Source organism: Clostridium subterminale, from assembly GCF_039521425.1.
Taxonomy (GTDB): Bacteria; Bacillota; Clostridia; order Clostridiales; family Clostridiaceae; genus Clostridium_J; species Clostridium_J subterminale.
Genome location: NZ_BAAACI010000001.1, coordinates 171,880 through 197,071 on the forward strand (window position 1 = coordinate 171,880; position 25,192 = coordinate 197,071).

The following is a 25,192-nucleotide window of genomic DNA, read 5'->3' on the forward strand; positions in this document are numbered from 1 at the left end:
TATGGTTAGGGATTATATCGTGAGTTAAATTAGGTTCTTAACGATTTTATTAAGTAATAAGCAAAATAATTAAGAGACGAAGAGAGGAGAGCACTAACATGGAAAACGTATCAGATGAATGTAAATTGGAATCAATAAAATCCTTCCAGTCAGCTATCAGTAAATCCGAAAAGGCCTTGGCTCAGATGACAGAGAAAGGAGCAAATACTACCTTAATAAAGAAACGACTCAAAGCTCTTCATATTAGTTTGGCCATGCTAGAAAAGGTTTGGAATCAAATACCCCACAATTACAATCAGAAAGAATTAGTTGAAGCTCGCAATGTTCTTACTGGTTTATTCCCATCAATTGAAAAAATTTATGCGAAATCTAAGGTAGGAAGCCCTCAAAGAACACTTTTAGAAAGAAGAATTAAATCATTGGAACTAGCTGTTCAAGCCATTGACCATCATTCCAATGAATAAATTATCTAAGGTGTAAAATTAAAGAAAAATTTATATTCTTCTTAAATGATGTGACAAAGATATAATTAAATATTTTATTTGTAATACCGTATTATGGTAATGGTATAGAATATTAAACTGAAACTTTGCTAATAATAAATTTAATAAAAATATATTATTAGGAGGAAGTAGCATGTTTGAACATAAAAAACAATTATTACATGAAGTTAAAGTAGAGAGACCTAATCCTCAGTATGCAGTACTAATGCAAGAACAACTAGGAGGAGGAAATGGTGAGTTAAAGGCAGCTATGCAGTATATTTCTCAGAGCTTTAGAATAAAGGATCCTGAAATAAAGGACTTATTCTTAGATATTGGAGCTGAGGAACTTAGCCATATGGAAATGGTTGCACAAACAATAAATCTATTAAATGGTCATGAGGTTAATAATAATGAAGTGGGTAGTGGAGAAATTCAAACACATGTACAATGTGGTCTATCACCTGTACTTATAAATTCATCAGGTGCACCATGGACATCGGATTATGTAACTGTTACTGGAGACTTAGTTGCAGATTTATTATCTAACATAGCATCTGAACAAAGAGCAAAGGTTGTTTATGAATATCTTTATAGACAGATAGAAGATAAAGAAGTAAGAGCAACAATAGATTTTTTACTTAATAGAGAAGAAGCTCATAACGCACTGTTTAGAGAGGCTTTAAATAAAGTTCAAAAGAGTGGTTCTAATAAGGATTTTGGAGTTACTGAAGATTCTAAGTTATATTTTGATTTATCAACTCCAGGACCTTCTCATGAAGCTCCAAATCCAACACCACCTTCATTTGAAAACCCTAGAAAATAAAAGTATTTTAAATACCGTATTATTGAGGAATGAATTTTGTGGTATTTTTTATTTTGTAACTCAAGTAATAAAAGTTACCCAGGCACTGATTAGAGCACCTCTTTATGGAGGTGCTTTTTTAGTATACACATACATTTTATTGTAATTATGCTATAATAAGTATATAGCATTTAATTTATAAAATATAAGTATAAAGACTTTAAACTACCTTATAAAATTAGGAGGATTATTAGTGAATAAGAAAAAAATCATTTGGGGAATAGTAATTTTCATTATCTTTGCTATAATTGTATGGATTGACATACCATATGTTTTTCCTTCAAATAACTTAATTTCAAAAAAGAATTATAACTATACCTATAAACAGGTAAATGCAATAGATTTAGATTTACTAGATAATTCAATTTGGATAGATAATACTAAAGATGGTGAAGTAGATAAGTTAATCAGTATAATTGATGAACTGTCTTATAAAAAAGCTAGGAGCCCTAAGGGTTGGTCTAAATATAGTCTTAATTTTATGGCAAGCTATAAAGAAGATGAATATACTACTTATACTAAAGATGTATTTTCTATTACATTTTATGATGATAATGTAATTGGTTTTCGAGAACAAGAACAATATAAGGAAAAATATTATAAAATTCAAGATAAGAAATTTGATATTAAGAAGATTATGGAAGAGTTAAAATAATTACTCAATATAAAAAATTAGTAAAAACCATATTGGGAGCACCTCTTTATAGGAAGTGTTTTTTGTTGAACTAATATAAAAATAGGAATTTGTGAAAGGGGTACTAATATGGAGGATAGAGTAAAAGGATTAAGTAGTGGAAATATGGATATAGATTTAGCAAGTGAGGATGTTCCTTGGAAACAGATTCAATTCCCGTGGAACGTTGCTGATAATACAAATAAACATAAATGTGAGGTAAAAGGAACGTCAACTGTGATATTTGAATCAGGTCTAGGTGATGACAATGGAGTTTGGAAGTTTGTACAGCCAGAAATTTCAAAAATTACAAGAACATTTTCTTATGATAGAGCATGGCTCGGGAATAGTGATACAGGTGATTTGTCAAGATCCAGCTTAGATCAAGTTCACGAGTTGCATACCGTTTTAAATAAAGCAAAGGTAAAAGCACCCTATATTATAGTTGCACATTCAATTGGAGGCTATAATGCGAGATTATTCGCAGGTACATACCCTAAAGAATTATCTGGTATTATATTTATTGATTGTTCACATGAAAATCAATTTGAAGATAGGGTGAAACGTTCTTCTACAGAAGAAATAGAAATCGTAAAAAAACAATTGATTGGTGAAGAGCAAACTTTTGATGAATTATTAATTAGTGCTAAGCAAGTAAAAGAAATAAGAAAAAAGGATGCATTAAGGAACATTCCAATAATTGTTCTAACTGCTGACCATAAAGGTGAAGAATCTGCTGCCATTTCGGAAAAAACCTGGTTAAACTATCAAAATGACCTAGTAACATTATCAGATTATAGTAAACACATCATCGTTACAGATTGTGGTCATTATATACAGAAGGATAAGCCACAGGTAGTAATTGATGCAATAAAAGAGATAGTTAATGGGATGAAAAAAGACTGCTTATATATATGAAGGAAAAGCTGAAATACTTATAAAACAGCTATTAAAAAATTTAAGTCTGTTCCTAATGAATATAAGGAAATAATAAAGAAAATGTGATTATTTGCACTTATATGGAGTTGTTCAATCTTGTGTATTAATTGCATTAAAGCGTGGAGTAAATGCCTAACTTGCAACAATGACAGGTATGCTTCATGATATATATTCGTATGCTGAAATGGATACAAAAGAGCATGCACAAAAAGGTTCTATCATGGCAAGAGAAATATTGACATCATTACGGATAACAAATGATTTATAAAATTGTGGGGGAGGGATTTAAATGAGTCTAAAGCAAGTTAGCATTTTTGTATTACTATTATTAACAATGTCTTTATTGTACAGCGCTATAGGGCCAGGTATAACTATACTAATATTAGCAATAATGTTTTTTGTATTGTCTATATTATTTACCTTTAAAATAGAATACTATGATAAGTATTTAGTACTAATGAACCCAAGGTTATACAATGCATACAAAGAAAAAGGTAGTGACTTCATCAGAAAAAAGAGAATTACTACTATAATAAGTTATTATATAATGTCTGCTTTAACAGGATTTAATGCATTCATACAAATAAGGGTAATGAATGAAATGGATACAAAATTATTATTTACTTTTAGTGAGTTTTTACCATTTGCATTAGCAGCTTTAGGAATAGTATTTATAACAAATTATATTTGTGTTTTTATAGCAAAGAAATCTAAAACAGCCAGTGAAGATTTAATGTGGAATATTATTGCAGGTATTGTACTTGCTATTGTTTTAATTATCTTCACCATGTTCTATGTATTTAGGTTATTATAATAGATTAATATACAGTCTTTTTATAAAGGACAATAACTATATAACAAAGATACTTTCTATGGGAGGTTAATATGAAAACATATAAAATAAAATTTCTTATTATATTGTTATCGCTTATTTTAATAGTTTTCACAGGTTGTACAAAAGAAGAGATGACTAAGAAACCTGTAATTTATTTGTATCCAACTTCAGAACAATCAGTTAGAGTTAAACTAGATTACAAAGGAGAGCTTACTTGTACTTATCCAGAATACAAAGATGGTTGGAATGTAATAGCAGAACCTGATGGTACCTTAACTAATATTGAAGATAAGAGGGAGTATTCTTATTTATATTGGGAAGGGATTTCCGAAAATCAATGGGATATGTCAAAAGGGTTTGTGGTAAAAGGAGAAGATACTGAAGAATTTCTGCAAGAAAAGCTTGAATATATGGGGTTAGCTCCAAGGGAATATAATGAATTTATAGTGTATTGGCTACCAATTATGCAAGAGAATAAATACAACCTGATTACTTTTGCAGGTGAAGAGTATGAAAATCTAGCAGAGCTTAATATAACTCCAAAGCCAGATTCAATATTAAGGGTAATGATGCTCTTTAAATCATTAGATAAACCTATAGAAATAGAAGAGCAAGAAATTAAATCTTTTGAAAGAAAAGGATTTACCGTTGTTGAATGGGGTGGAACTGAAGTAAAATAGTTAAGGAATAACGTGTAGATATAAAGATGAAAAAATTAATATAGTGAAATGTAAAAATGATAAAATTATAGAAAAAGTAATTAATTGAACAACTTCTCTATTATAATCATATATTATATATATAAATATTTTAGAGGTATATATGGCACTTTATTTTGATTTAAAAACCATTGATGAACTTATAGGACATAATTACTATAGACAACAGAAAGAATTTACATTAGAAGAATTAGCACAGTATGATGGAAGTAACGGAAAGCCTGCCTATGTGGCAATTGAAGGTATAGTATACGATTTGAGTAAAGTAGCAGAGTGGGCTGGTGGAAAACACTTTGGTAATACTGCAGGACAAGATCTAACAAGTCAATTTAAGTCTTGTCATGGAATGACTAAACTTGATAAATTACCTAAAGTTGGAGTACTTAAGAAATAAAATTATTTAATGGCTTTGATTAAAAATCAAGGCTATTTTTATATACAAACATACATTTTATTGTAATTATGCTATAATAAGTTCATAATATTTAAATTATAGATAATAATTGTAAGTTTTAAGAACTAATATTTAGTGATTTGTATTTTTATGATGGAGATTTAGACTATATAGTATGAGTTAAATATATTTAGTATTAAAAAATAATTGATTAACTTATTTGTTGGGAGAGAAATTGATGGAAAACAAAAGTATAGAAATAAAAAAAGACATAACTAATACATTTAATAAGGTATCAGCAGTTTTTGATGGTAGTGGTCCAAGATACTTTACATACTTTGGAGAGAGATTGGTTGAATTTGCAGATATAAAGGAAGGCGAAAGAGTTTTAGATGTTGCATCAGGAAAAGGAGCTTCACTTTTTTCAGCAGCAGAGAAAGTTGGAAAGAGTGGAGAGGTCACAGGTATTGATATAGCAGAAGGAATGGTTAATGAAATTGATTTAGAAATGCAACGCCGAGGTGTAAAAAATGTACAAGTAATGGTAATGGATGCTGAAAAATTAGAATTTGTAAATGAAACTTTTCAGCATATACTCTGTGGATTTGGAGTATTTTTCTTACCAAATTATAAAGTTGCCTTTCATGAATTCATGAGAGTGCTAAAAAATGGTGGTCGACTCTCATTCACTACATTTCTTAGAAAAAAAGATGAAAAATTTATGTGGTTAAATGAATTATTTGATAAATATTTACCTGTATCTGAAGATGAACTAGATGAATATCAAGCAGAGGATATTCCTGAATTTGATACAGAAGAAGGTTTGTATAAAATTTTAGACCAAGCTGGATTTAAAAACATACAAGTTATAAGTGAAGAAAAAGTTTTTATATACAAAGATGAACAAGAATGGTGGGACAAACTTTGGACTCATGGTGCTATAAGAACACTAGAAAAGATACCAAAAGATGTGCTAGAAGACTTTAAATCAGAAGTTTTTGAAAAACTTAGAGAAATGAAACAAGCAGAAGGCATACATCATACAAAGTTTGTTCTATATTCCTTTGGGGAAAAATTATATTTAAATAAATAATATAATTACTAATATATAATGTAGAATAATAGTAAATTATGAAATACTCTCAAATAATATAAACGAAATTTTAGGAGGTTTTATTTTGAACAATAATTTGACAGTAACAGCAGATCTGATAAATGACAAGGTAAAATTTTCAGGGGTATCACGTTATAATAATGAGATAATTATTGATTCTGTGGATGGTCAGGGGTATACTCCACTTGAGCTATTTCTTATGAGCCTGGCAACCTGCAGTGGGATGACCTTAGCTTTATTGCTTAGGAGGATGAACAAAAATGTATCTGAATTAAAAGTAATTGCTTCAGGTGAAAGACGAGAAACCTATCCGACATATTTTAAAAGTATACATTTAATATTTGAAATTGCATCAAAAGACGTACAGACCGATGAGATTGAAATGACCATAAAACTAATGGAAGAGTCGTTATGTCCTGTTTGGAATATGGTAAAGAATAATGTTGACATAAGCTGTGAGTATAAGATAATATGCCAATAAAAAATATAAAGTGTACAATTTTATAAAGAGTAATACACTTTTTATAAATTGTTTATCAACAGTAATTTTCATTTCACAACTAAAAAACAAACAATTTACTTAAACACCTCATTATTCATGATTTGAATTTTGGGGTGTTTTTATGTTGTATTACAATCAAATAGCGAAATAACCATGGGGTAGTACAACACTACATTCTTATATAATTAATCTTTGAAAATTGAGTAGTATGGTTTTGAATAAATTATTCTGGATTAATATATCTAATGAATTTGGGGAAAGATAATTTTGCAACAATAATTAGATATAATTAGGAGGTAATTATGAAAAAATATTTAAGTTGTTTTTTAGTTGTATGTACTTTAATGATGTCACAGTGGCTTTGGTGTAGTGAAGCAAGTGCTGAATATTTTATTGAGGGGTCTACTAATTCTTTAGTGGATATCAATAGTAAAGAGTTTCCGATTCCTAAACTAGTGAAGGTTGAACAAATCTCCCCTAATCAAATTCAAATAAGCTATGACATGGATGTTGATATGGATTTGGGAACAAAAGCAACTAATTACTGGGTTCAAGATACAAAGAATGTTAAACCCCAATATATAGCTACTCTTGGTAAAAATGATAAGGTGAATAAAAATAATTCACTTACTAATAACTTAGTTAAAATTAATTCCAAAGATGGTTCAGCAAAAACATTTGTATTAACTTTTAGCCAAGATATTCCTAAAGGGGGAGAGTATAAACTAATAATTTGTTATGTAACAGTTAAAGGAGCACCACCTTATAGTGGAGATAATGGATCTGTAACATTTATTGGAAAGTAAAGGCAACTACACTTTTGGGGAAAGATAAGTAGTAGACTTAATTATATAAAATATCAATTTAAATGCCATATTATTCAAAACTGAATATGCGGTATTTTTTATTTCGTAATTCAAGAAAATAGCGAAATAACCAAGGGGTAGTACGACACTACATTCTTATATAATTATCTTTGAAAATTGAATAGTACGGTGTTGGGAAATATGTTATAATATGGTCAAAGTAAGCGTGTTTAAATCAGTGGATAAAAAATAACAGGAGGTATTTTTATGGATTTTAGAATAATATCATTGCCACCGTTCAAAGCAGCGTCATCTGGGATAGATAAAGAATATAACTTTTCCCCTAATGGTATTTTAGGGAAGTTCAATAGGTATTTTTCTGCAATTAATCTATCTGAACGAGATAGTTTTATGCCCAGAGATTTTTTATGTTTTGATGAAGAAAAACAAGGCCTAGTATGGTGGTGGGCATTGAGTGATGATATGGATGATGACAGTAACGAAGTTGTTGATTTTGAAGGCGGGTACTATGTAACTTATTTCTTCAAAGATGGAGATGAAGAAACACGTGGTAAGTTATATAATCAAGCCTTGGAATATATTAAGAATTCTGATATTTTCGAACTAGATATCCGTCAAAATCATTATGCTATGGGACATATTATTACACCACCAGAGATTATAAAAGCACAAGGATGGGCACAAATGGAAGCGTTTATACCGATTAAATTAAAATCACCCTCCAACTTGTAATGAAAATTATAAGGAGAGATAATACGGTATTTACAAAATATGTTACCATATATCTATGGGTTTATATTTAAGAAACTATTAATAATTTGTAGAGGTGAAAAATGGGAAAACATTTTAAGTCATTATCGGCAATATTTCCAATTATTTTACAGGAGAAGGATGATACTATACAAATTTTATTGCATCGTAGAAAAAATACTGGTTATCAAGACGATAAGTGGGATATAGCAGCAAGTGGACATGTGGATGAAGGTGAAACGGCTAAAATGGCTGTTGTAAGAGAATGTGCAGAAGAGTTAGGGATTGATGTGAAAATTAAAGATTTATCTTTTGTTCATCTATCTCATCGTGTTAGCAATACTGGAGGAAGAACTTATTATGATATTTATTTTGTCGTTAATAAGTATCATGGTATACCTAAAATCATAGAACCAGATAAATGCTCAGAATTGAGATGGTTTAAAATAGATGATCTTCCAAATGAAATTATTGATATCAGAAAAATAGTTCTTGATAATTATAGAAATGACATTCAATATAGTGAAGTAATTGAAATGTAAAGCTGTAAAAGATATAAATAGCTCCCTAAAAATAAAATCGAATAATTTATGAAAATACCGTATTATTCAGAGGTGAATTTTACGGTATTTTTATATCATAATTCAAAGATATTATGCAATTTGTAGATATTGCGAATTAGTTAAGAAAATTCGTTCTTTGAAAATTGAATAGCACGGTATTTACAAAATATGTTACAATTAACTCATAATTCTATTATTATACGAGCCAGTTGATTGATAAACAGCTCGATAAATAGGAATTTGTTGAGAAGATTAGTTGTATTAGGTTTGGAGGTGAGTATAATAGAAATTAAAATTTATCCTTTTAATACACTTGGGGATTACTTTTCAGCTGATATAATGGCAATATATAATGGAAAATGGATATTTTGTATGCATAAAGAAAGAGATACATGGGAACATCCCAGTGGTCATATTGAACTTGGTGAAACACCGTTAGAGGCTGCAAAAAGAGAACTCTATGAAGAAACCGGAGCTGTTGAATTTATTATTGAACCATTATGTGATTATTATATAAACGGTATACAGAATGGTTGGCATTTCAAAGGAAATGGGCAAGTGTATTTTGCAATTGTACAGAATATAGGTGATTTGCCAAATTACAGTGAGATGGGAAAAATAGGATTGTTCGATTGTTTGCCGGATCAATTAACTTATCCAATACTACGGGATTGTTTTTCTATTGCAGAGCGAAAGTGGCAATCAACAAAATGAGCATACTACAAAGCCCGACAACTTCCAATTTGTAGGGGAGATTAAAAGAGCAAACTTAATATATTATAGTAGTGAAATACCGTACTATTCAAATATGAATATACGGTATTTTTTAATGCGCAATTCAAGAAAATAGCGAAATAACCAAGGGGTAGTACGATACTACATTCTTATATAATTATCTTTGAAAATTGAATAGTGTAGTTTTGGAATATATGCTATTATATGTATATAACAATAGGGATTTAAATCGTAATAGTATTATAAAGTGCATTAGTTTTTTATTTATTCATACATATAAATAGGAATTTTATGTTGAGAGGCAACGTGAAGATTATTTATATTAAGCTAGGGGGATATACATGAATATTACTTATAAAGAGAATATACTTACAGCGGAAGATGTGATTTTGTTTCAAAGGAAAATGAATTGGGATGAAGACCCAAAGGCACAATGGGAAAAATCATTGTTAAATACAATTTATTCTATTGTTGCAATGAAAGATAATGAAATTGTTGCAATGGGTAGGATACTTGGTGATGCAGCAATATATTGGTATATAAACGATGTTTTTGTCCTAACTAAATATCAAGGATGTGGTATTGGGAGAGAAATTGTTAGTAGACTGCTTCAATATATCAAAGAAAACAGTTTGTCGGGAACAGAGGTTTCAGTATGTCTTATGTGTGCGAAAGGTAAGGAAGCCTTCTATGAGAAATTGGGATTTCGTACCCGTCCTCATGAATACGAAGGGTCTGGTATGGAAATGGAGATAGTTATAAAATAACTTTTCATAATACGGTATTTTAGAATTACTATGAGTTCTATATTTTTGGAGGTCTTTATGGATAGTAAAGTAATATTTTTTGAAGGTCAGCCGGGTACGGGGAAATCAACTATATCCCAATATATATGTGAGCAACTCCAATTAAACGGAGAATCTGTTCGCTGGATAGATGAATATGAACATAATGCAATTCAGTTTAATAGGTTTTGGGAGAAATATGATAATTGTGATGAAGATATTATCGATGCTCTTGTTAGCTGTTGGGAAGATTTAATAAATACAATAGAAGAGTCAGAACATACATTTATAATTGAAAGTTCTTTCTTTAGCTATACACTTTACTTAATGAATCTAGAATTCTCTAAGGAAAAAATTAATAACTATTTTAAAAAGCTAAATATGATTTTGTCAAAGTTAAGTCCTCAGATTATCTTATTAAAAGGAGATACTGAAACTATTATTAGAAGAGCTTGTGAGAGAAGAGGTAATCAATGGACTAACATGACTATTGGTATGATTGAGAAAGGACCTTATCAATATTCTAGAAAGCGAGTTGGTTTTAAAGGTATGGTTGAATATTTTTCTGATGCCCAGAAGCTTTATTTTGAACTAATGCCTTTAATTAATTTTCCAATCTTACAGATTGATGTGACGGAAGATAATTGGATTACAACTGAAAATGTAGTTTTATCATGGTTAGGAGACTATACGATTCAAAATCATTATCATAATGAAAATATGAATTTGAAAATATATGTTGGTAAATACCAAGTCCCCAAGGAATTCCCGGCTAAAGGTGAAAATTTAGAGATATTTTTTGAAGATAACTTATTAGTTTTAAAGGGTACATATTGGAAAGATTATAAACTTAGCGCAAGGTCTGAAACTAAGTTTTTGATTAAAGGGATTCCGATGGAACTTAATTTTAGGTTGAAAGAAGGAAAGGTAAAAGGATTTGACTACACTTTTATTGATAGGAATACCTATTTCTGTTCTAAAATAGAGTAAGGAAAATAGTGAATGATGCTTAATAGTAAATATATATTAACTAAAGATTGGTTATATTACAGAAAGGAGATTGAAAATGGGCATAAAAATAGCAAGAGTAACTGTCGAAGACACAAATGATTTAATAGAAATACAAAACAAGGCGTTTTATTCGGATTTTAAAAAATATGGAGAATGCCCAGGATATAATAGAAGTTATGAAAGCATGAAATCATCGATAGAAAATGCCATAACGTTTAAGATTTTAGTAGATGACATTATTGTTGGAGATATTATAGTTTCAGATAGACAAAATGGAGAGTACCACCTCGGTGGACTTTGTGTAATACCAGAATATGAAAATAGAGGATTAGGACAAAAAGCAATAGCCTTTTTAGATTCCTATTTCCCAAATGCAAAACATTGGTCATTGGAAACTCCTGCAGATAAAGAACGAAATCACTATTTTTACAAGAAATGTGGATTCAAAGTCACAGGAGAATTCATGGATGGAAATGTTAAAGTTGTTGTATTTGAAAAAGATATGTAATGGATATAAATGAGAATAATGTGAAGTTGAGTTCATTGGGCACTTTTCTCAATTTGGATATTAACACAGGTAGTTCGAATTGGACTACCTGTATTAGTGAGCATATATACACAATTTAGTCTAACAGACCATTTGAAGATACGAAATGCTTATATAAGGTTTTTACAGAGAATATTGATGTACCTCAAAATATATCAAAAGTTCATAAAGAAGTACACGAACAAAACGGTAGAGATAGTGCCACGATAATTAGTTGGTCTTATTTCAATAAACATAAAGCACAAAGACCTTCTGGCTAATATATTTTTATGCTTTTGTGCTAAGGGATTAAGGGTAATATGAATTAGTATTCAATATTCTTATATGATGAATTAAATAATAGTCAAAAATGGTTTATACCTTGAAATAAGCCATTTTTGACTATTATTTATCACTCATAAAGTCTAACAGACTGTTAAAAATAAATTTACTTAATCTTATAAATTGCACATAAATATATCTATATATGATTTTAATAATGAAAATGAAGATTAATGGATAAGTTAATGTTTTGAAAGATTAGGAGAAAAATAAATGAAATATGGAAAAATAATTGGCGTAGGTAATACGGCAACTGTATATGAATGGGAAGAAAGCAAGGTGCTTAAGCTTTTCTATCAAGGTTATCCAAAAGAAGCGGTAGAAAGAGAGTTTCATAATGCGAAGGCAATAAGAAATATGGATTTTTCAAAACCAAAGGCATATGAAACTATTTTTTTAGAAGAGCGAATTGGTATTATATATGACAGAGTAGAGGGTGAATCCTTGTTGGATTGGGTTATGAGAACAGGTAAGGTGCAGGAATGTGCAGTATATATGGCAAAGCTACATAAGGCAATCCTTAAGAATAGGACTATTAATGTACCTAATTACAAGGAGTTCTTAAAATGTAATATAGTAAATTCACCAAAAGCTAATTCGAAGAAACAAGAAGAAGTATTGCAAATGCTAGATAAACTAATGGATGGAAATACACTTTGTCATGGTGATTTCCATCCAGGTAATATTTTAATATCGGATGGACATACAATGGTTATAGATTTCATGAATGTGTGTCATGGAGATTTTTTATATGATGTTGCAAGAACTGTATTTCTGGTGGAATATACACCTGTGTCGATAGAAGTAGGCGATAGAGAAATGCTCTTACGATTTAAGAAAACATTGGCAGATTTGTATCTTATGCAAATGAATGTTACAAGAGAAATGATACAGGATTATCTAGCAGTTATTATTGAGGCTAGAGTGGGTGAATGCCCTGAAGAATAGTTAAAAGTAGACAATTATAGATTATTACTACCATAAAATAAGGAGGATTATTAGTGAATAAGAAAAAAATCATTCTGGGAATAGTTATATCCATTGTCATTGCTATAATTGTATGGATTGACATACCATATCTTTTTCCTTCAAAGAACTTAATTTCAAAAAACAATTATGACTATACCTATAGACAAGTAAACATTGAAGATTTTGACTCCATAGATTCTTCAACTTGGATAGATAATACTGAAGATGGTAAGGTAGATAAATTAATCAGTATAATTGACGATTTGTCTTTAAAAAAAGCTAAGATACCTAAGGATCAGTCTGAATATAGTCTTAATTTTATTGGAACATATAAAGAAGATGAATATAATACTCATACTAAAGAAGTATTTTCTATTAGATTTTATGAAGATAATGTGATTGGTTTTCAAGAAAAACCTGAATCTATAGGAAAGTATTATAAAATCCAAGATAAAGAATTTGATATTAAAAAGATTATAGAAGAGTTACAGTAAGGGGAATGGATCACATTAAGCTGTGGATGTCTAATTAGTTTATCGGTTAATGTGTAATTTGAATAAAATGTGAATCGCTTGGAAATTGTGGACTAGATATTGTTAATATTGATTATAATCAAGGGAGTAAAACATATGATTTTTGATACAATACTTTTTGACTTGGATGATACAATACATGATAGAAACAGGTCATTATCTAAGTTTGTAGACCTTTTTAAACTAAAATACTCTGAAGTACTGGACTATGATAGTATAGCAATCATTAAAGATGTTTTTTTTGAAATTGATAAACAAGGATATAAACCAAGAGAAGAAATGTTTAAAGAATTACAAGACAGAGTTTTATGGAGATATAAACCTGACTTAAAGGAATTAATTGATTTTTGGAATGTGGAGTTCCCAAAATGTGCTGAACCCATGCCTAATTTATATAATGTTTTAGATTATTTTATAGATAGGAATATAAAAATGGGGATTATAACAAATGGGAATTCTGATTTTCAAAATACAAAAATTGATAAATTAGATTTTAGAAAGTATATGAAAACCATCATTATTTCTGAAGAAATTGATATTAGAAAGCCTGATCCTAAAATATTTCATCTTGCGTTGTCTAAAATCAATTCAAAGAATGAAACTACTCTATTTGTTGGAGACAATCCTATAATTGATATAAAAGGAGCAATTGATTCTGGTTTAACATCTGTTTGGTTAAGTCATGGAGAAGCATGGAATTTAAAGCAATATACACCTAAATACATTATTAATAATATATCTGAACTTATGAAAATATGAGTAAAACAGTTCATTTAACATATTATATTAATTTAATGTAAGGTGCTATTATGTTAAAGTATAATTAAATAATTTATTCATAATACCGTATTATTCAACGTGAATATTCGGTATTTTTGTTTTGTAATTCAAAAGATAGCAAAATAACCAAGGGTAAGTACAAAACTGCATCCTTTAGTTTATAACTGCTTAAGCAGGTTACATAAATAAATATATATTGAAATACGCATGATGTTAATTTATACTAATAATGTAAAAAATGATAATAATTGATTTCACTTTGTTGTTGCACTTTTGTAGGATATTTTTGTATTTTTAAATTGTACGTGTTATATCCTTGAAATATTTTAGGAATATATATCTACATGATTGATAAACAAATTATAAATTTATATTGAGGTGAAGAATATGTATACTTACAAAATTATTATTTTTGATTTAGATGGTACTTTATTTAAAACAGATACAGTATTTATAGATGCCATACATCATACCTGCATATCTAGAAAAATGGAACCAATTGACAGAGAAAGGCTTCTTAAACTTATAGGAAAACCCTCAGCTACGATATGTAGAGAGTTATTTGGGGAAAATTTAAGTGAAGACGAAGTTCGACGTATTAGAGCTGAGTTTAGAACTTATGAGGACAAGCTAATTGATAAATCAGCACAGCTATATGAAGGCGTTAAAAATATGTTAAGTGATCTTAAAAATGAAGGCTATACATTAGGAATTTGCACTAATGGCAGCAGAGAATATATGAATAAAATATTATCTCATTTTGATATAGAGGAATATTTTCAAATTAAAAAATCAAGAGTTGAGGGATTAGAAAAATTTCAAATTATAAAGAAAATACTAGATGAAAATGCAAACTGCAGTGCCATTATAGTTGGAGATACCTCTATAGACTTTGATGCAGCTGATGCAGTTAGGTGCTTATCTGTAGGAGTATCATATGGCTATGGTGGAGATGATTATAAAAATTCAGATTTTATTGCAGATAATCCATCAGATATTTATAGGATTATTAGTTTGAAGGTGTACTGCTCTATAGAGAGCCGCTTAATCAATATTTTGATTTTCGAATATTTATAGATATTTCCTTTGATGAAGTATTAAAAAGAGCGGCAAAGAGAGATTTGAGTTTACTTGGTAAAGATGTTATTGAAAAGTATAACAATAAGTATATACCTATCCAAAAATTATATATTGAAAAATATAACCCTAAGATTCTAAGTGATATCATTATTGATAACAATGATTATTGGAACCCTAAAATCATAAAGCATCCTAACGATAATAGGTGAAAGTCAGTCGGAATACAATTGAAAGAATTGAAAGAAGAGCATTTACATGAAATAGATGTTATGACGAGTAATTAAAAAAAATATTAGCATACTGATATTAAGTGTTTATGCCCTATTTTACATTTTGGAAATTAAAATAAAGCCTACCTTATTTTTTGAGAAAAATATCATGTGTAATAAAGAGTATATATTGATAAGTAGAGTTTTATTGGTAAAATTGCTATAATAAATTTATATTTTAAATAACCTAGAATCTAGAGAAAAGTGATTAAAAGTTATAAGAGCAGATTATATATATCCTTATAGGGTTTAGGAGTTGTAAAAGATGAAAACTAAAATTTTAATTATAGAAGATGATACCGAAATAGCTAATATGATATCAGATTATCTCTACAAAAATAATTATGATACTTATATAGCCCAAAATGGACTTACAGGTCTTAAACTTGCAAAAGAAATAATGCCTGAGCTTATTATCCTTGATATTATGTTACCTTATAAAAGTGGTGATGAAGTATTAAGAGAAATTAGAGTTTTTTCTGATGTGCCTATAATTGTTGTATCTGCAAAAGAAAGTGTACAGATGAAGATAGATGTGCTAAAAATAGGGGCAGATGATTATGTAGTGAAGCCATTTGATTTATCTGAGCTTTTAGCACGAATTGAAAGAAACTTAAAAAGATATGGTAAACTTGTTAATGAGCAATTGCTTTATAGCTATAAAAACATAACACTTAATTATGATTTAAAGGAAGTATGGGTTGATGACAGCATTATCAAGCTCACATCAAAGGAGTTTGAAATTTTATATTTATTTGTTAAATATCCAAGCAAAGTCTTTTCTAAGAAGAATCTTTATGAAGCTGTTTGGGGAGAAGTTTATGCTTATGATAATGATACTATTAATACTCATGTAAGTAATATTAGAAAAAAGACTAATAGTGATTTAATTGAAACGGTTTGGGGCATGGGTTATAAACTAAGATAATTATTTTAGAGTTTCTTTAGAATTTACTTTAGATATTTTTATAAAGTAAACATTACTATAGAAGGCAAGGGAGATGATAAAGATGTCAGATACTGTTTGCCAAGTAATAAATTTATCAAAAAGGTATAAAGGCAATATAGCACTTGAAAATGTAAATATTAATATTAAAAAAGGTGAGATTTATGGTCTTATTGGAGAAAATGGAGCTGGTAAGACTACCTTAATAAAAATAATTGCCCAGTTGATAAAGCCCACTGAGGGAGAGGTTCAGCTATTTGGAGCAACCGATGAGAAGCACTTATGCGAAGTACAAAACAACATTGGATATACCATTGAAAATCCTGCACTATATATGGACATGACTGCAAAACAAAATCTTGAAGTAGTACGTATGCAAAAAGGAATACCAGGGATCAGTGATATTGAGAGAGTGTTGCAGCTTGTAAATTTAAATAATGCAAGGAAAAAGAAAGTTAGGGAATTTTCGTTAGGAATGAAGCAAAGATTAGCACTTGCTATGGCTTTATTGAATGAGCCTGAGCTTTTAGTTTTAGATGAGCCTTTAAATGGTCTTGATCCAACTGGAATTTTAGAATTAAGACAGCTTTTAAAGAAATTAAATATTGAAAAAGGTATTACAATAGTGATTTCAAGTCATATTCTAAGTGAGCTTCATAAGTTGGCTACATATTATGGAATTATGCATAAGGGAAAAATTATAGAAGAGATATCTTCAAATGAACTAAATGATAGATGTAAGAAACATATCTTTTTAAATGTTTCTGAAACAAAAGGGGCATCCATTGTCTTAGAGAAAGAACTTGGAATTAATAATTATACTGTTTTTAATGAAAATATTATTAAGGTATATGGCCACTTCAATCAGTGTGCTCAAATAAATAAGGTATTGATGCTAAATAACATTTTAGTTGAGGAAATCACCATAAAAGGTGACAGCTTAGAGTCATACTTCACAAAAGTAATAGGAGGTGACTTCTATGTATAATCTTTTAAAAGCAGAGATATACAAGCTTAAGCATAGTAAAGAATTATTAATTTGTGCAATAGTATTAATAATTCTAGGGGTAATAGGAGTGTATTTTGGAAAGCAATGTGGAAGATCTTCTTTTGCAAGTCAAGGACGTGAAATGCTTTCACTTATGGCATGTACTTTGTTTGCAATTACTAACGTAGGAAAAGATTTATCATTCAAAACAATAAATCATGCTTTAACATCTGGTAATATAAGAAGAATGGTTTTAATGAGTAAATACATTTCTTATATAATAGCTTGCATTATTATTTTATTGATAAACTATATGGTTATGGGAGGCTTAAATACTATCTTTTATGGATGGGGAGAAGTCTTTAATAGTAGAGAAGGGTATTTTATAATTGTTTATATAGCAACTGGAATATTTTTTGATTTATGCCTTGTATCTATTCCATTTTTCATATGTATGGTTGTAGAAACATCAAGCTTAGCTATTACTTTATCTGCAGGAGTCATGGGACTTATACTCGTATTATCTCAATTACCGTGGGAGACGGTATCATATACTGTTGCAAGTAAAGATAGTTCTTTAGGAGTGGTGCCATTTATTTTTACAGTTAGTTTTATGGTAGGAACAATTCTGTTATATTTACTTTGCAGCTTTTATTTTAATAAAAAAGATATACATTAATTTTAGGAAAGGACGGATTAGATATGGTAGAAGAATTGTTAATTGGAATTATTATATATATGGCAATCCGTTTTATCTTACTAAAAAAGCAGCTGAGGAAAATTGAGGCTAGTCTTCGAAATAAAGAAAGAATTAATATTACATTAAGGGATAAGGATACAGAAAACTTAGCTGAGGCTATAAATAATATATTGCAAGATAAAAAGCAATTAGAAATAACCATTCGAAATAGAGAGGATAGGTTAAAACAATCTATTTCTGATATATCCCACGACTTAAGAACACCCCTTGCTGCGATTCGAGGATATCTTACTCTTTTAGAGGGTTGTAATGAAGAAGATAAAATAGAGTATATTAATATTCTCAAAAAGAAATCTGAAGAGTTAAATAAGCTGATAAACAATTATTATGAGCTTTCTATTTGGGATAATATGAGCTATGAAATAGATACAAAAGCAATAGATATCGTTGAAATAGTTACTGATACAGTTATCTCTAATTATACTTTGATAAAAGAGAATGAAATTGATTTCCATAACAGACTTCCAGACAAGAAAATAGAAATTCAAGGAGAAGAAATTACCTGTGGAAGAATAGTTCAGAATCTAATATCCAATGCAATAAAATATTCAACAGGCTATGTAGTAATTGAGATTGATCAATTTGAAAAAGATATTATCTTTACAATTAGAAATAGTGTTTCAGACTTAAAGGAAGCTGATTTGAAGTATTTGTTTGATAGGTTTTATACTACTGATAGATCTCGTAACTGTAGCGGAACTGGATTAGGGTTATTTATTGTGAAAATACTTCTTGAAAAGATTGGTGGATGTGTTAATGACGTAAGTTTGAAAGATGATATTTTAAGTATTTCAATTCTATTTAAAAGTTTTTCAAAATGAGCATGACTTCAAGGTGCTAAATTCCAGTTTATTATCATACAATAAAAACCTCATTTGAAACTGATAAGGTAAACCATATCACAAGCAAGTAAGATTAATAGTCTTAGACCTTGATATAACTTACTTAAGACTATTTTTATAAATGAAAATACCGTATTACAAGCAATAGAATCAATGGTTTTGATATACAGTATATATATAAAATGTTATATTTTATAGTAGATGACATATTATTAATCTACATTTTAAATATAAAATAAATAGAAATTTGAGTTAAGGGTATTTCTATTAGATGAAGGAGGTATATATATGAAAAAGGCGGCTATCATGATATTCCCCCAATTCTGTATGCAAGAGATTAGTTGTCTTACAGAATTATTTAAGTGGTATAATAAAGAGATTATAGTATTTGCATCATCCTTGAGTCCAATTAATAGTGAAGATGGATTTACAATATTACCACACAAAGTATTTTCAGAATTTACTCGTGATGATTATGATTGCATCATTCTTCCTGGAATATGGGACTTTAGAGAGGCATTAAATGATGATAAGAATATTGAGTTTTTGAAACAATTTTGTGATGATAAAGAAATAATTATTGCTAGCATATCAAGCTCTCCAATTTTGCTTGGAAAAGCAGGGATATTAAAAAATCATAAGTTCTGCTGTGGATTATTTGAAGAAGTTATGGATGAATATCCAGTTGTTCCAAGAGAAAATATTATTAGAAAACCTTTATATGAAGATGGAAACTTAATTACTGCAATTGGATTTGCATTTCGTGAATTCGCAGTTGCAGTTGCTAAAAAAGTTGGTATAGACTGCGCTGAAGATATTTTTGCTCCAGTGACTCGTGAATACAGTGAAGAAGAGCTTGTATTTCATATTACAGAAGAATTTATTGATTAATAAGAAAAATAAGCACGATTTAAAACAAATAAATTCTAATTTGATAACATATTTAGGGAATTATAGAATTTTTAAAGGCTGAAAGCTAGATAAAATCTGTCTTTCAGCCTTTAATTATGATGGAGTTTAAACAAAAAGATACACAAAGAATTCTGTTTATAATTAATTTTTCTCTTGATATATACTTATTTTGAAATATATTTAGTTTCAGAGTAAGTATATATGTAAATAACTTTGTTTCAAGTATTATACATATTAAATAACATTTAATGATACAGTACCTAACACATATTATTTATTCTCTACTTTAATTATTTCTTTTTAGATCCCCATATACTACTATCATTGTAGTAATTTATTCCTTGGTTTTTTATTCTTTCTCCTTGCTTCTCTAGCCTACTCTTATAATCAATCCAATCTCTAGCCTCTTTAGGTGTCCAGCCTATTTCAGCATGACCTAATAATCTTGGATATATCATAAAATCCATAGCTTTTGTATTATCAATTGTTTCTGTCCATAATGGTGCTTCTATCCCTAAAACTAACTCCTTTGGAGCATAATCAGTAGGATCCCATCTATATGCAGTTTCTACAGGAATGTAACCTGCCCATGTTAATCCATATGGTGTACTCTCGTTATATTTCATGTCTAAATAAGCTTTGGATGCAATTGAAATAATCATTTGCATCTCTTTTTTTCTAGCTGCTTCATTGGAATCTTTCCAGTTTTGCAATACTACACTTGAATCTATTTTGGGAGATGTATCAATTGGATCCCAGCCTATTGGAGTTTTTCCATACTTCTGAACTATTTTAGATACTCTACCTACAAAATAATCATAATCCTCCTTGGGAGTACTATCTGCTTCATCTCCTCCTATATGAAAATATTTTGAAGGTGATATCTCAGAAATTTCCCTAATTACATCATCAATAAATTCATATGTTTTTTCATCATGGGTCATGAAGGAACTAAATCCTACGCTTGTGCCTGTATATAAAGGTCTCTTTTTACCATCTGGATTTAAAAATCCATAAGAGGCCAGTGCTGCGTTAGTATGCCCTGGCATATCAACCTCTGGAATTATTTCTACATATCGTTCAGCTGCATATTTAACTATATCTTTAAACTCTTCTTGTGTATAATATCCTCCAGGTCCACCACCTACTTGTGTACTTCCACCTATAGCAGTTAAGTATGGCCATTTTTTTATTTCTATACGCCACCCCTGATCATCAGTAAGATGTAGATGAACTTTATTTATTTTATATTGAGCTGCATGATCTATTTGACGTTTAATTTCATCTACAGTAAAAAAGTGTCTAGCCACATCAATCATTAATCCTCTATAACCATATTCAGGTTTATCATTTATTGTTGAAACTGAAATACTCCACTCTACATCAGTAACTAAAGTATCTTTCTCAATATCTGCTGGCAATAGTTGTCTTAATGTTTGAACTCCTCTTGAAAGTCCTTCTGGCTTATGTGCTATAACTTTAACATTTTCAGGAGTAGTTATTATTTCATATCCTTCATTGCCTTGTTCTTCTTCTGAGCCTATAGTAGTTAAATAAATACTACCAGCTGAAGGATCATCTGATTTAATAATATTTAATTCAAAGCCAGTTGATATCTTTAATTTTCCTTTTATAAATTCTGCAATTTTACTAATTTCTTCTGTTTCTTCTTCAGTATTTCCTTTTACATAAATTGAAGCATCTTTTTTTAGTATAAATTTACCCTCACCCTTTTCATAACTTAGAGGCTTTGGAATAATATTATTACTAGTTGATACTACAAAAGTTGGTTGCGCTTCATTGTTTCCTTTAAAAATCATTGTGAAAGAAACTATTACTAGTATTAGCAATATCATCATTATAGATATAAACTTCCAATGCGTATTATATGTATCCTTCATTAACTTACCGTCCTTACATAACTTAAAATATATGTTTATTCTATCATACATTATATGGTAATCACTCTAAAAACCTCATTATTATTTTATAACCTAAAACACATAGTATATACTATAAATTACTCATAAAATGATATGCAAGATATTTGTCTATGGAGTTTTAAGAGTGATAAATGATGATTTAATTGAGGCTGGTACTGGATTCGATACTCACCCTCATAGAGATATGGAGATAATATCCTATGTAATTAATGGTGAGCTTACACATGGAGACAGTATGGGAAACCCAAAATACTATTACACGTGGTCATGTTCAATACATGAGTGCAGGTACAGGAGTATATCATAGTGAGCATAGCTTTGGGGAAGATATATTAAGATTACTACAAATATGGATTTTTCCTAATAAAAAAGGATATATCCTAACTATGGGGAATATAGATTTAACTGGAATAATAGACATAATGAATGGCTTCACATGGTTTCAAGCAAAGATGGGAATGTACCGATAAAAATAAATCAAGATATGAATATTTATTCTTTAGAACTTGAAAAAGATAAAGAGATCGACTTTCAAGTAAAGGAAGGAAGACAGGCATATTTAGTTCAAATAGAAGGAAATTCAATAATAAATAATATTGAATTAGCCAATAGAGATGGAATGGAAATAGTTGAAGAAGATATTTTAATTAAAGCAAAAGAAACTTCTCATATTTTAATTTTAGAAATGAATAAACAAGACTAATAGTTTTAAATGATGTTGAACACGGATATATTAAATTTTATTACAAATAATAACAAAGAAATATTTTATATGATTTGGAGGAATGTTTAAATGTCAAAAGATTTTTTAAAAGCTGTAGCAGACAGACGTACATTTTATGGAATTAGCAAGGAGTCTGTGATTCCAGACGTTAGGATTAAAGAAATTATAGACCATGCTGTTAAGCATACCCCATCAGCATTTAACTCACAAAGCGCAAGGGTAGTTCTATTATTAGGAAATCATCACGATAAATTATGGGATATAACAAAAGAGTCATTAAGAAAGGTGGTACCTGCTGATAAATTTAGTTCTACCGAAGAGAAAATAAATTCATTCTGTAATGGTTACGGAACAGTTTTGTTCTTTGAAGACAATAGTGTAATCGAATCTCTTCAACAACAATTTGCCTCTTATAAAGATAACTTTCCAATATGGTCTCAGCAATCAAGTGGAATGCATCAATTTGTAATTTGGACTGCATTGGAAATTGAAGGATTTGGAGTATCATTACAGCACTATAATGAGCTTATTGAATCTGATGTAAAGAAAGAATGGAGTATACCAGCCAACTGGAAGCTGATTGCACAAATGCCATTTGGAAAACCAACAGCACAGCCAGAAGAAAAACAGTTCCAACCACTAGAAGAGCGTATTAAGTTATTCAAGTAGGCTGCGATGTATTATATTTTGCACAAGTGTAAGTAGTATCGGGCTACAGTTTTCAAATGTGTGTTTTTATGTTTCCATACACTTTGAAAATTGCTTTTTTTGTTGGAAACGACCCCCTATGATTTTTGGTAACGAATTATGCGAGATAATAAGATCACCTTAGAATCGACGATGTTTTAAAATTGAAAATTCTTCTTTGTTTATTGTTAGTGAAGTGTGGATAACTGCTATAAAATAAATAATAAAGACCATAGGTTTATATAGATTAAAGCCTACGGTCTAATAGTTTCAAATAATTGATTGAAAATATATCACTCAGTTGTTGAATTGTTACATGGAGAAGAACATGAACTTGGCTCACAGTTCCCTAAAAAAGGCACTTGAATTTGTACAAGTTTTTTAGATTTAACAACTGCAACTATTTTTACAATACAAGTCAACTTGTGGCCACAATTTGACCGGATGCATTCACAGGCAGTAGTATTAATGTCACAACTTACATCTGAGCTTTCTGGAGCAGTAAGGGTTATATCCTTGTCAAAATATACCACTTTTTTAAATATAGGGTCATTAGAACAATTGCTTATAAAGCCAAGTATTGCTTCTATTCTTAGTTTTACATTTACTAAATCCTGCTGTTCATCTATTTTAGTTATATCCAATATACTGTATTTAGTTTCTGTAACTTTACAGTGAATACACTGATCCTCAATTGAATTTGGAAGGTTAAAAGTCTTTTGCTTTTGTTCTTCAAACGCACAAGAGTCAAAAATCCTTGTGGTTTCAATGCACATTTTACCTGAAGGAGAAGGAGTTGGGGACTTAGGAACATTCGCGATTGCTATATTCATTGGTGCATAAACAGGTATTATATCTACTACCGTATTTGAAGCTGCATCAATAACAGATATGTCGCTAGAACCAAGGTTAGTAACATAAGCAAAGTTGCCATCTGGCGTGAATGCTATACCTGAAGGGAGGGATCCAACCTCTACCGTAGCTACTACGCTATTATTACCTGTAAATATTATATCCACAGTATTCAAATCCCCTATTGTAACATAGACATACTGTCTATTTGGTCTTACTGCCAGGTTTGAAGGGACACCATTAAGATGTATAGTATCTATCACTTTATTAGTAAAAAAATCTATTACACTTATAGTTTTATCATCTTCATTACAAACATAAATTAAGTTTTCTGGGGATGCTGCTATGCCGATTGGAAAAGCCCCGACAGGTATTGTAGTAATCACTGTATTTGTACTGGTGTCTATCACAGATACATTGTTAGACATTGCATTTGTGACATAGGCAAAGTTGCCGTTTGGTGATATTGCCACACCTTCTGGAAAATGGCCAACTGGAATGGTAGCTACTACTGTAAGTGTAATAACATTTATTACAGATACATTATCAGAAAAAATATTAGCAACATAAGCAAATCTCCCATTTGGCGTAATTGCTATACCTTCTGGTAATTCGCCAACACGAATGTAGGCTATGTGTCTATTATTGCTTGTATCGGCCACAGTAACGTCGTTAGAAAAGTTATTTGTTACAAAAACAAAATTACCATTTGGCGTAATTGCAACTCCTGATGGGTTGGCACCGGCAACGAATGTGCCAATAACGGTGTTTGTGCTTGTATCTATTACTTCCACATCTACACTTGGAACATAAGCAAGAACTGGCATAATTAATCACTCCTTTCT

29 protein-coding genes and 1 pseudogene are annotated in these 25,192 nt (G+C 29.8%); 28 read left to right on the top strand and 2 right to left on the bottom strand.

Annotated elements, in window-relative coordinates:
* Nucleotides 1-98 precede the first annotated feature (98 nt).
* The 26 genes from ABDZ93_RS01005 (at nt 99) to ABDZ93_RS01130 (ending at nt 20,120) form a co-directional block, all read left to right on the top strand.
* Nucleotides 99-464 carry a hypothetical protein gene (locus ABDZ93_RS01005; RefSeq protein ID WP_343822805.1) on the top strand — a complete coding sequence of 122 codons (366 nt, stop codon included), beginning with the start codon at nt 99-101 and terminating at the stop codon, nt 462-464.
* A gap of 172 nt (nt 465-636) precedes the next feature.
* Nucleotides 637-1,308: a manganese catalase family protein gene (locus tag ABDZ93_RS01010; protein WP_343822806.1), complete on the top strand. Its 672-nt coding sequence runs from the start codon at nt 637-639 to the stop codon at nt 1,306-1,308.
* 232 nt (nt 1,309-1,540) lie between these two features.
* Nucleotides 1,541-2,002, top strand: coding sequence for a hypothetical protein (locus ABDZ93_RS01015; protein ID WP_343822809.1), 462 nt, complete (start codon nt 1,541-1,543; stop codon nt 2,000-2,002).
* Nucleotides 2,003-2,110: 108 nt separating this feature from the next.
* Nucleotides 2,111-2,938, top strand: coding sequence for an alpha/beta fold hydrolase (locus ABDZ93_RS01020; RefSeq protein WP_343822811.1), 828 nt, complete (start codon nt 2,111-2,113; stop codon nt 2,936-2,938).
* A gap of 310 nt (nt 2,939-3,248) precedes the next feature.
* A complete protein-coding gene (locus ABDZ93_RS01025; RefSeq protein WP_343822813.1) occupies nt 3,249-3,773 on the top strand; it encodes a hypothetical protein in 525 nt (174 codons plus the stop codon).
* A 71-nt stretch (nt 3,774-3,844) separates the two neighbouring features.
* Nucleotides 3,845-4,474, top strand: coding sequence for a hypothetical protein (locus tag ABDZ93_RS01030; RefSeq protein WP_343822815.1), 630 nt, complete (start codon nt 3,845-3,847; stop codon nt 4,472-4,474).
* A 142-nt stretch (nt 4,475-4,616) separates the two neighbouring features.
* Nucleotides 4,617-4,907, top strand: coding sequence for a cytochrome b5 domain-containing protein (locus tag ABDZ93_RS01035; protein ID WP_343822817.1), 291 nt, complete (start codon nt 4,617-4,619; stop codon nt 4,905-4,907).
* A 238-nt stretch (nt 4,908-5,145) separates the two neighbouring features.
* Nucleotides 5,146-6,000, top strand: a complete 855-nt coding sequence (locus ABDZ93_RS01040) for a class I SAM-dependent methyltransferase (RefSeq protein ID WP_343822819.1) — start codon at nt 5,146-5,148, stop codon at nt 5,998-6,000.
* 85 nt (nt 6,001-6,085) lie between these two features.
* Nucleotides 6,086-6,502 (top strand): OsmC family protein, encoded by a 417-nt coding sequence (locus ABDZ93_RS01045; protein ID WP_343822821.1) that lies wholly within the window; start codon nt 6,086-6,088, stop codon nt 6,500-6,502.
* A gap of 323 nt (nt 6,503-6,825) precedes the next feature.
* Nucleotides 6,826-7,329 (top strand): hypothetical protein, encoded by a 504-nt coding sequence (locus ABDZ93_RS01050; protein WP_343822822.1) that lies wholly within the window; start codon nt 6,826-6,828, stop codon nt 7,327-7,329.
* A gap of 267 nt (nt 7,330-7,596) precedes the next feature.
* Complete coding sequence (locus tag ABDZ93_RS01055) at nt 7,597-8,082, top strand: hypothetical protein (RefSeq protein WP_343822824.1); 486 nt, start codon at nt 7,597-7,599, stop codon at nt 8,080-8,082.
* 101 nt (nt 8,083-8,183) lie between these two features.
* A complete protein-coding gene (locus ABDZ93_RS01060) occupies nt 8,184-8,642 on the top strand; it encodes an NUDIX hydrolase (protein ID WP_343822826.1) in 459 nt (152 codons plus the stop codon).
* Nucleotides 8,643-8,936: 294 nt separating this feature from the next.
* Nucleotides 8,937-9,377 carry an NUDIX hydrolase gene (locus ABDZ93_RS01065; RefSeq protein ID WP_343824489.1) on the top strand — a complete coding sequence of 147 codons (441 nt, stop codon included), beginning with the start codon at nt 8,937-8,939 and terminating at the stop codon, nt 9,375-9,377.
* A 362-nt stretch (nt 9,378-9,739) separates the two neighbouring features.
* Nucleotides 9,740-10,165, top strand: coding sequence for a GNAT family N-acetyltransferase (locus ABDZ93_RS01070; protein WP_343822827.1), 426 nt, complete (start codon nt 9,740-9,742; stop codon nt 10,163-10,165).
* Nucleotides 10,166-10,222: 57 nt separating this feature from the next.
* Nucleotides 10,223-11,173 (top strand): P-loop NTPase family protein, encoded by a 951-nt coding sequence (locus ABDZ93_RS01075; protein WP_343822829.1) that lies wholly within the window; start codon nt 10,223-10,225, stop codon nt 11,171-11,173.
* Between the two features lie 76 nt (nt 11,174-11,249).
* Nucleotides 11,250-11,702, top strand: a complete 453-nt coding sequence (locus ABDZ93_RS01080; protein ID WP_343822831.1) for a GNAT family N-acetyltransferase — start codon at nt 11,250-11,252, stop codon at nt 11,700-11,702.
* A gap of 573 nt (nt 11,703-12,275) precedes the next feature.
* Nucleotides 12,276-13,010 (top strand): aminoglycoside phosphotransferase family protein, encoded by a 735-nt coding sequence (locus ABDZ93_RS01085; protein WP_343822833.1) that lies wholly within the window; start codon nt 12,276-12,278, stop codon nt 13,008-13,010.
* A gap of 53 nt (nt 13,011-13,063) precedes the next feature.
* The gene (locus tag ABDZ93_RS01090; RefSeq protein ID WP_343822835.1) at nt 13,064-13,525 is read left to right on the top strand and encodes a hypothetical protein; all 462 of its coding nucleotides are present in this window, start codon (nt 13,064-13,066) and stop codon (nt 13,523-13,525) included.
* A 135-nt stretch (nt 13,526-13,660) separates the two neighbouring features.
* Nucleotides 13,661-14,323 (top strand): HAD family hydrolase, encoded by a 663-nt coding sequence (locus ABDZ93_RS01095; RefSeq protein WP_343822837.1) that lies wholly within the window; start codon nt 13,661-13,663, stop codon nt 14,321-14,323.
* Nucleotides 14,324-14,731: 408 nt separating this feature from the next.
* Entirely contained in the window at nt 14,732-15,421 is a 690-nt protein-coding gene (locus ABDZ93_RS01100) for an HAD family hydrolase (RefSeq protein ID WP_343822839.1), read from the top strand.
* 44 nt (nt 15,422-15,465) lie between these two features.
* Nucleotides 15,466-15,633, top strand: coding sequence for a nucleoside/nucleotide kinase family protein (locus ABDZ93_RS01105; protein WP_343822841.1), 168 nt, complete (start codon nt 15,466-15,468; stop codon nt 15,631-15,633).
* A gap of 325 nt (nt 15,634-15,958) precedes the next feature.
* Nucleotides 15,959-16,621, top strand: coding sequence for a response regulator transcription factor (locus ABDZ93_RS01110; protein ID WP_343822843.1), 663 nt, complete (start codon nt 15,959-15,961; stop codon nt 16,619-16,621).
* Between the two features lie 73 nt (nt 16,622-16,694).
* Nucleotides 16,695-17,627: an ABC transporter ATP-binding protein gene (locus tag ABDZ93_RS01115; RefSeq protein WP_425544745.1), complete on the top strand. Its 933-nt coding sequence runs from the start codon at nt 16,695-16,697 to the stop codon at nt 17,625-17,627.
* Nucleotides 17,620-18,306: an ABC transporter permease subunit gene (locus ABDZ93_RS01120; protein WP_343822845.1), complete on the top strand. Its 687-nt coding sequence runs from the start codon at nt 17,620-17,622 to the stop codon at nt 18,304-18,306. Before ABDZ93_RS01115 ends, ABDZ93_RS01120 begins: the two co-directional genes overlap by 8 nt.
* 23 nt (nt 18,307-18,329) lie before the next feature.
* Entirely contained in the window at nt 18,330-19,208 is an 879-nt protein-coding gene (locus ABDZ93_RS01125; RefSeq protein ID WP_343822847.1) for a sensor histidine kinase, read from the top strand.
* 309 nt (nt 19,209-19,517) lie between these two features.
* On the top strand, nt 19,518-20,120 hold the full coding sequence (locus tag ABDZ93_RS01130; protein WP_343822849.1) for a DJ-1/PfpI family protein: 603 nt from the start codon (nt 19,518-19,520) through the stop codon (nt 20,118-20,120).
* Nucleotides 20,121-20,431: 311 nt separating this feature from the next.
* Here the strand turns inward: ABDZ93_RS01130 and ABDZ93_RS01135 are convergent, their stop codons facing one another.
* Entirely contained in the window at nt 20,432-22,042 is a 1,611-nt protein-coding gene (locus ABDZ93_RS01135; RefSeq protein ID WP_343822851.1) for a family 20 glycosylhydrolase, read from the bottom strand.
* Nucleotides 22,043-22,193: 151 nt separating this feature from the next.
* Between ABDZ93_RS01135 and ABDZ93_RS01140 the strand changes: the two are divergent.
* Both ABDZ93_RS01140 and ABDZ93_RS01145 read left to right on the top strand, forming a co-directional pair.
* Nucleotides 22,194-22,787, top strand: a pseudogene (locus ABDZ93_RS01140) (pirin family protein); the annotation flags it as partial.
* A gap of 90 nt (nt 22,788-22,877) precedes the next feature.
* The gene (locus ABDZ93_RS01145) at nt 22,878-23,477 is read left to right on the top strand and encodes a nitroreductase family protein (RefSeq protein WP_343822853.1); all 600 of its coding nucleotides are present in this window, start codon (nt 22,878-22,880) and stop codon (nt 23,475-23,477) included.
* A gap of 311 nt (nt 23,478-23,788) precedes the next feature.
* Here ABDZ93_RS01145 and ABDZ93_RS01150 read toward each other — a convergent pair whose 3' ends face one another.
* Nucleotides 23,789-25,174, bottom strand: coding sequence for a beta-propeller fold lactonase family protein (locus ABDZ93_RS01150; protein WP_343822855.1), 1,386 nt, complete (start codon nt 25,172-25,174; stop codon nt 23,789-23,791).
* Nucleotides 25,175-25,192 lie beyond the last annotated feature (18 nt).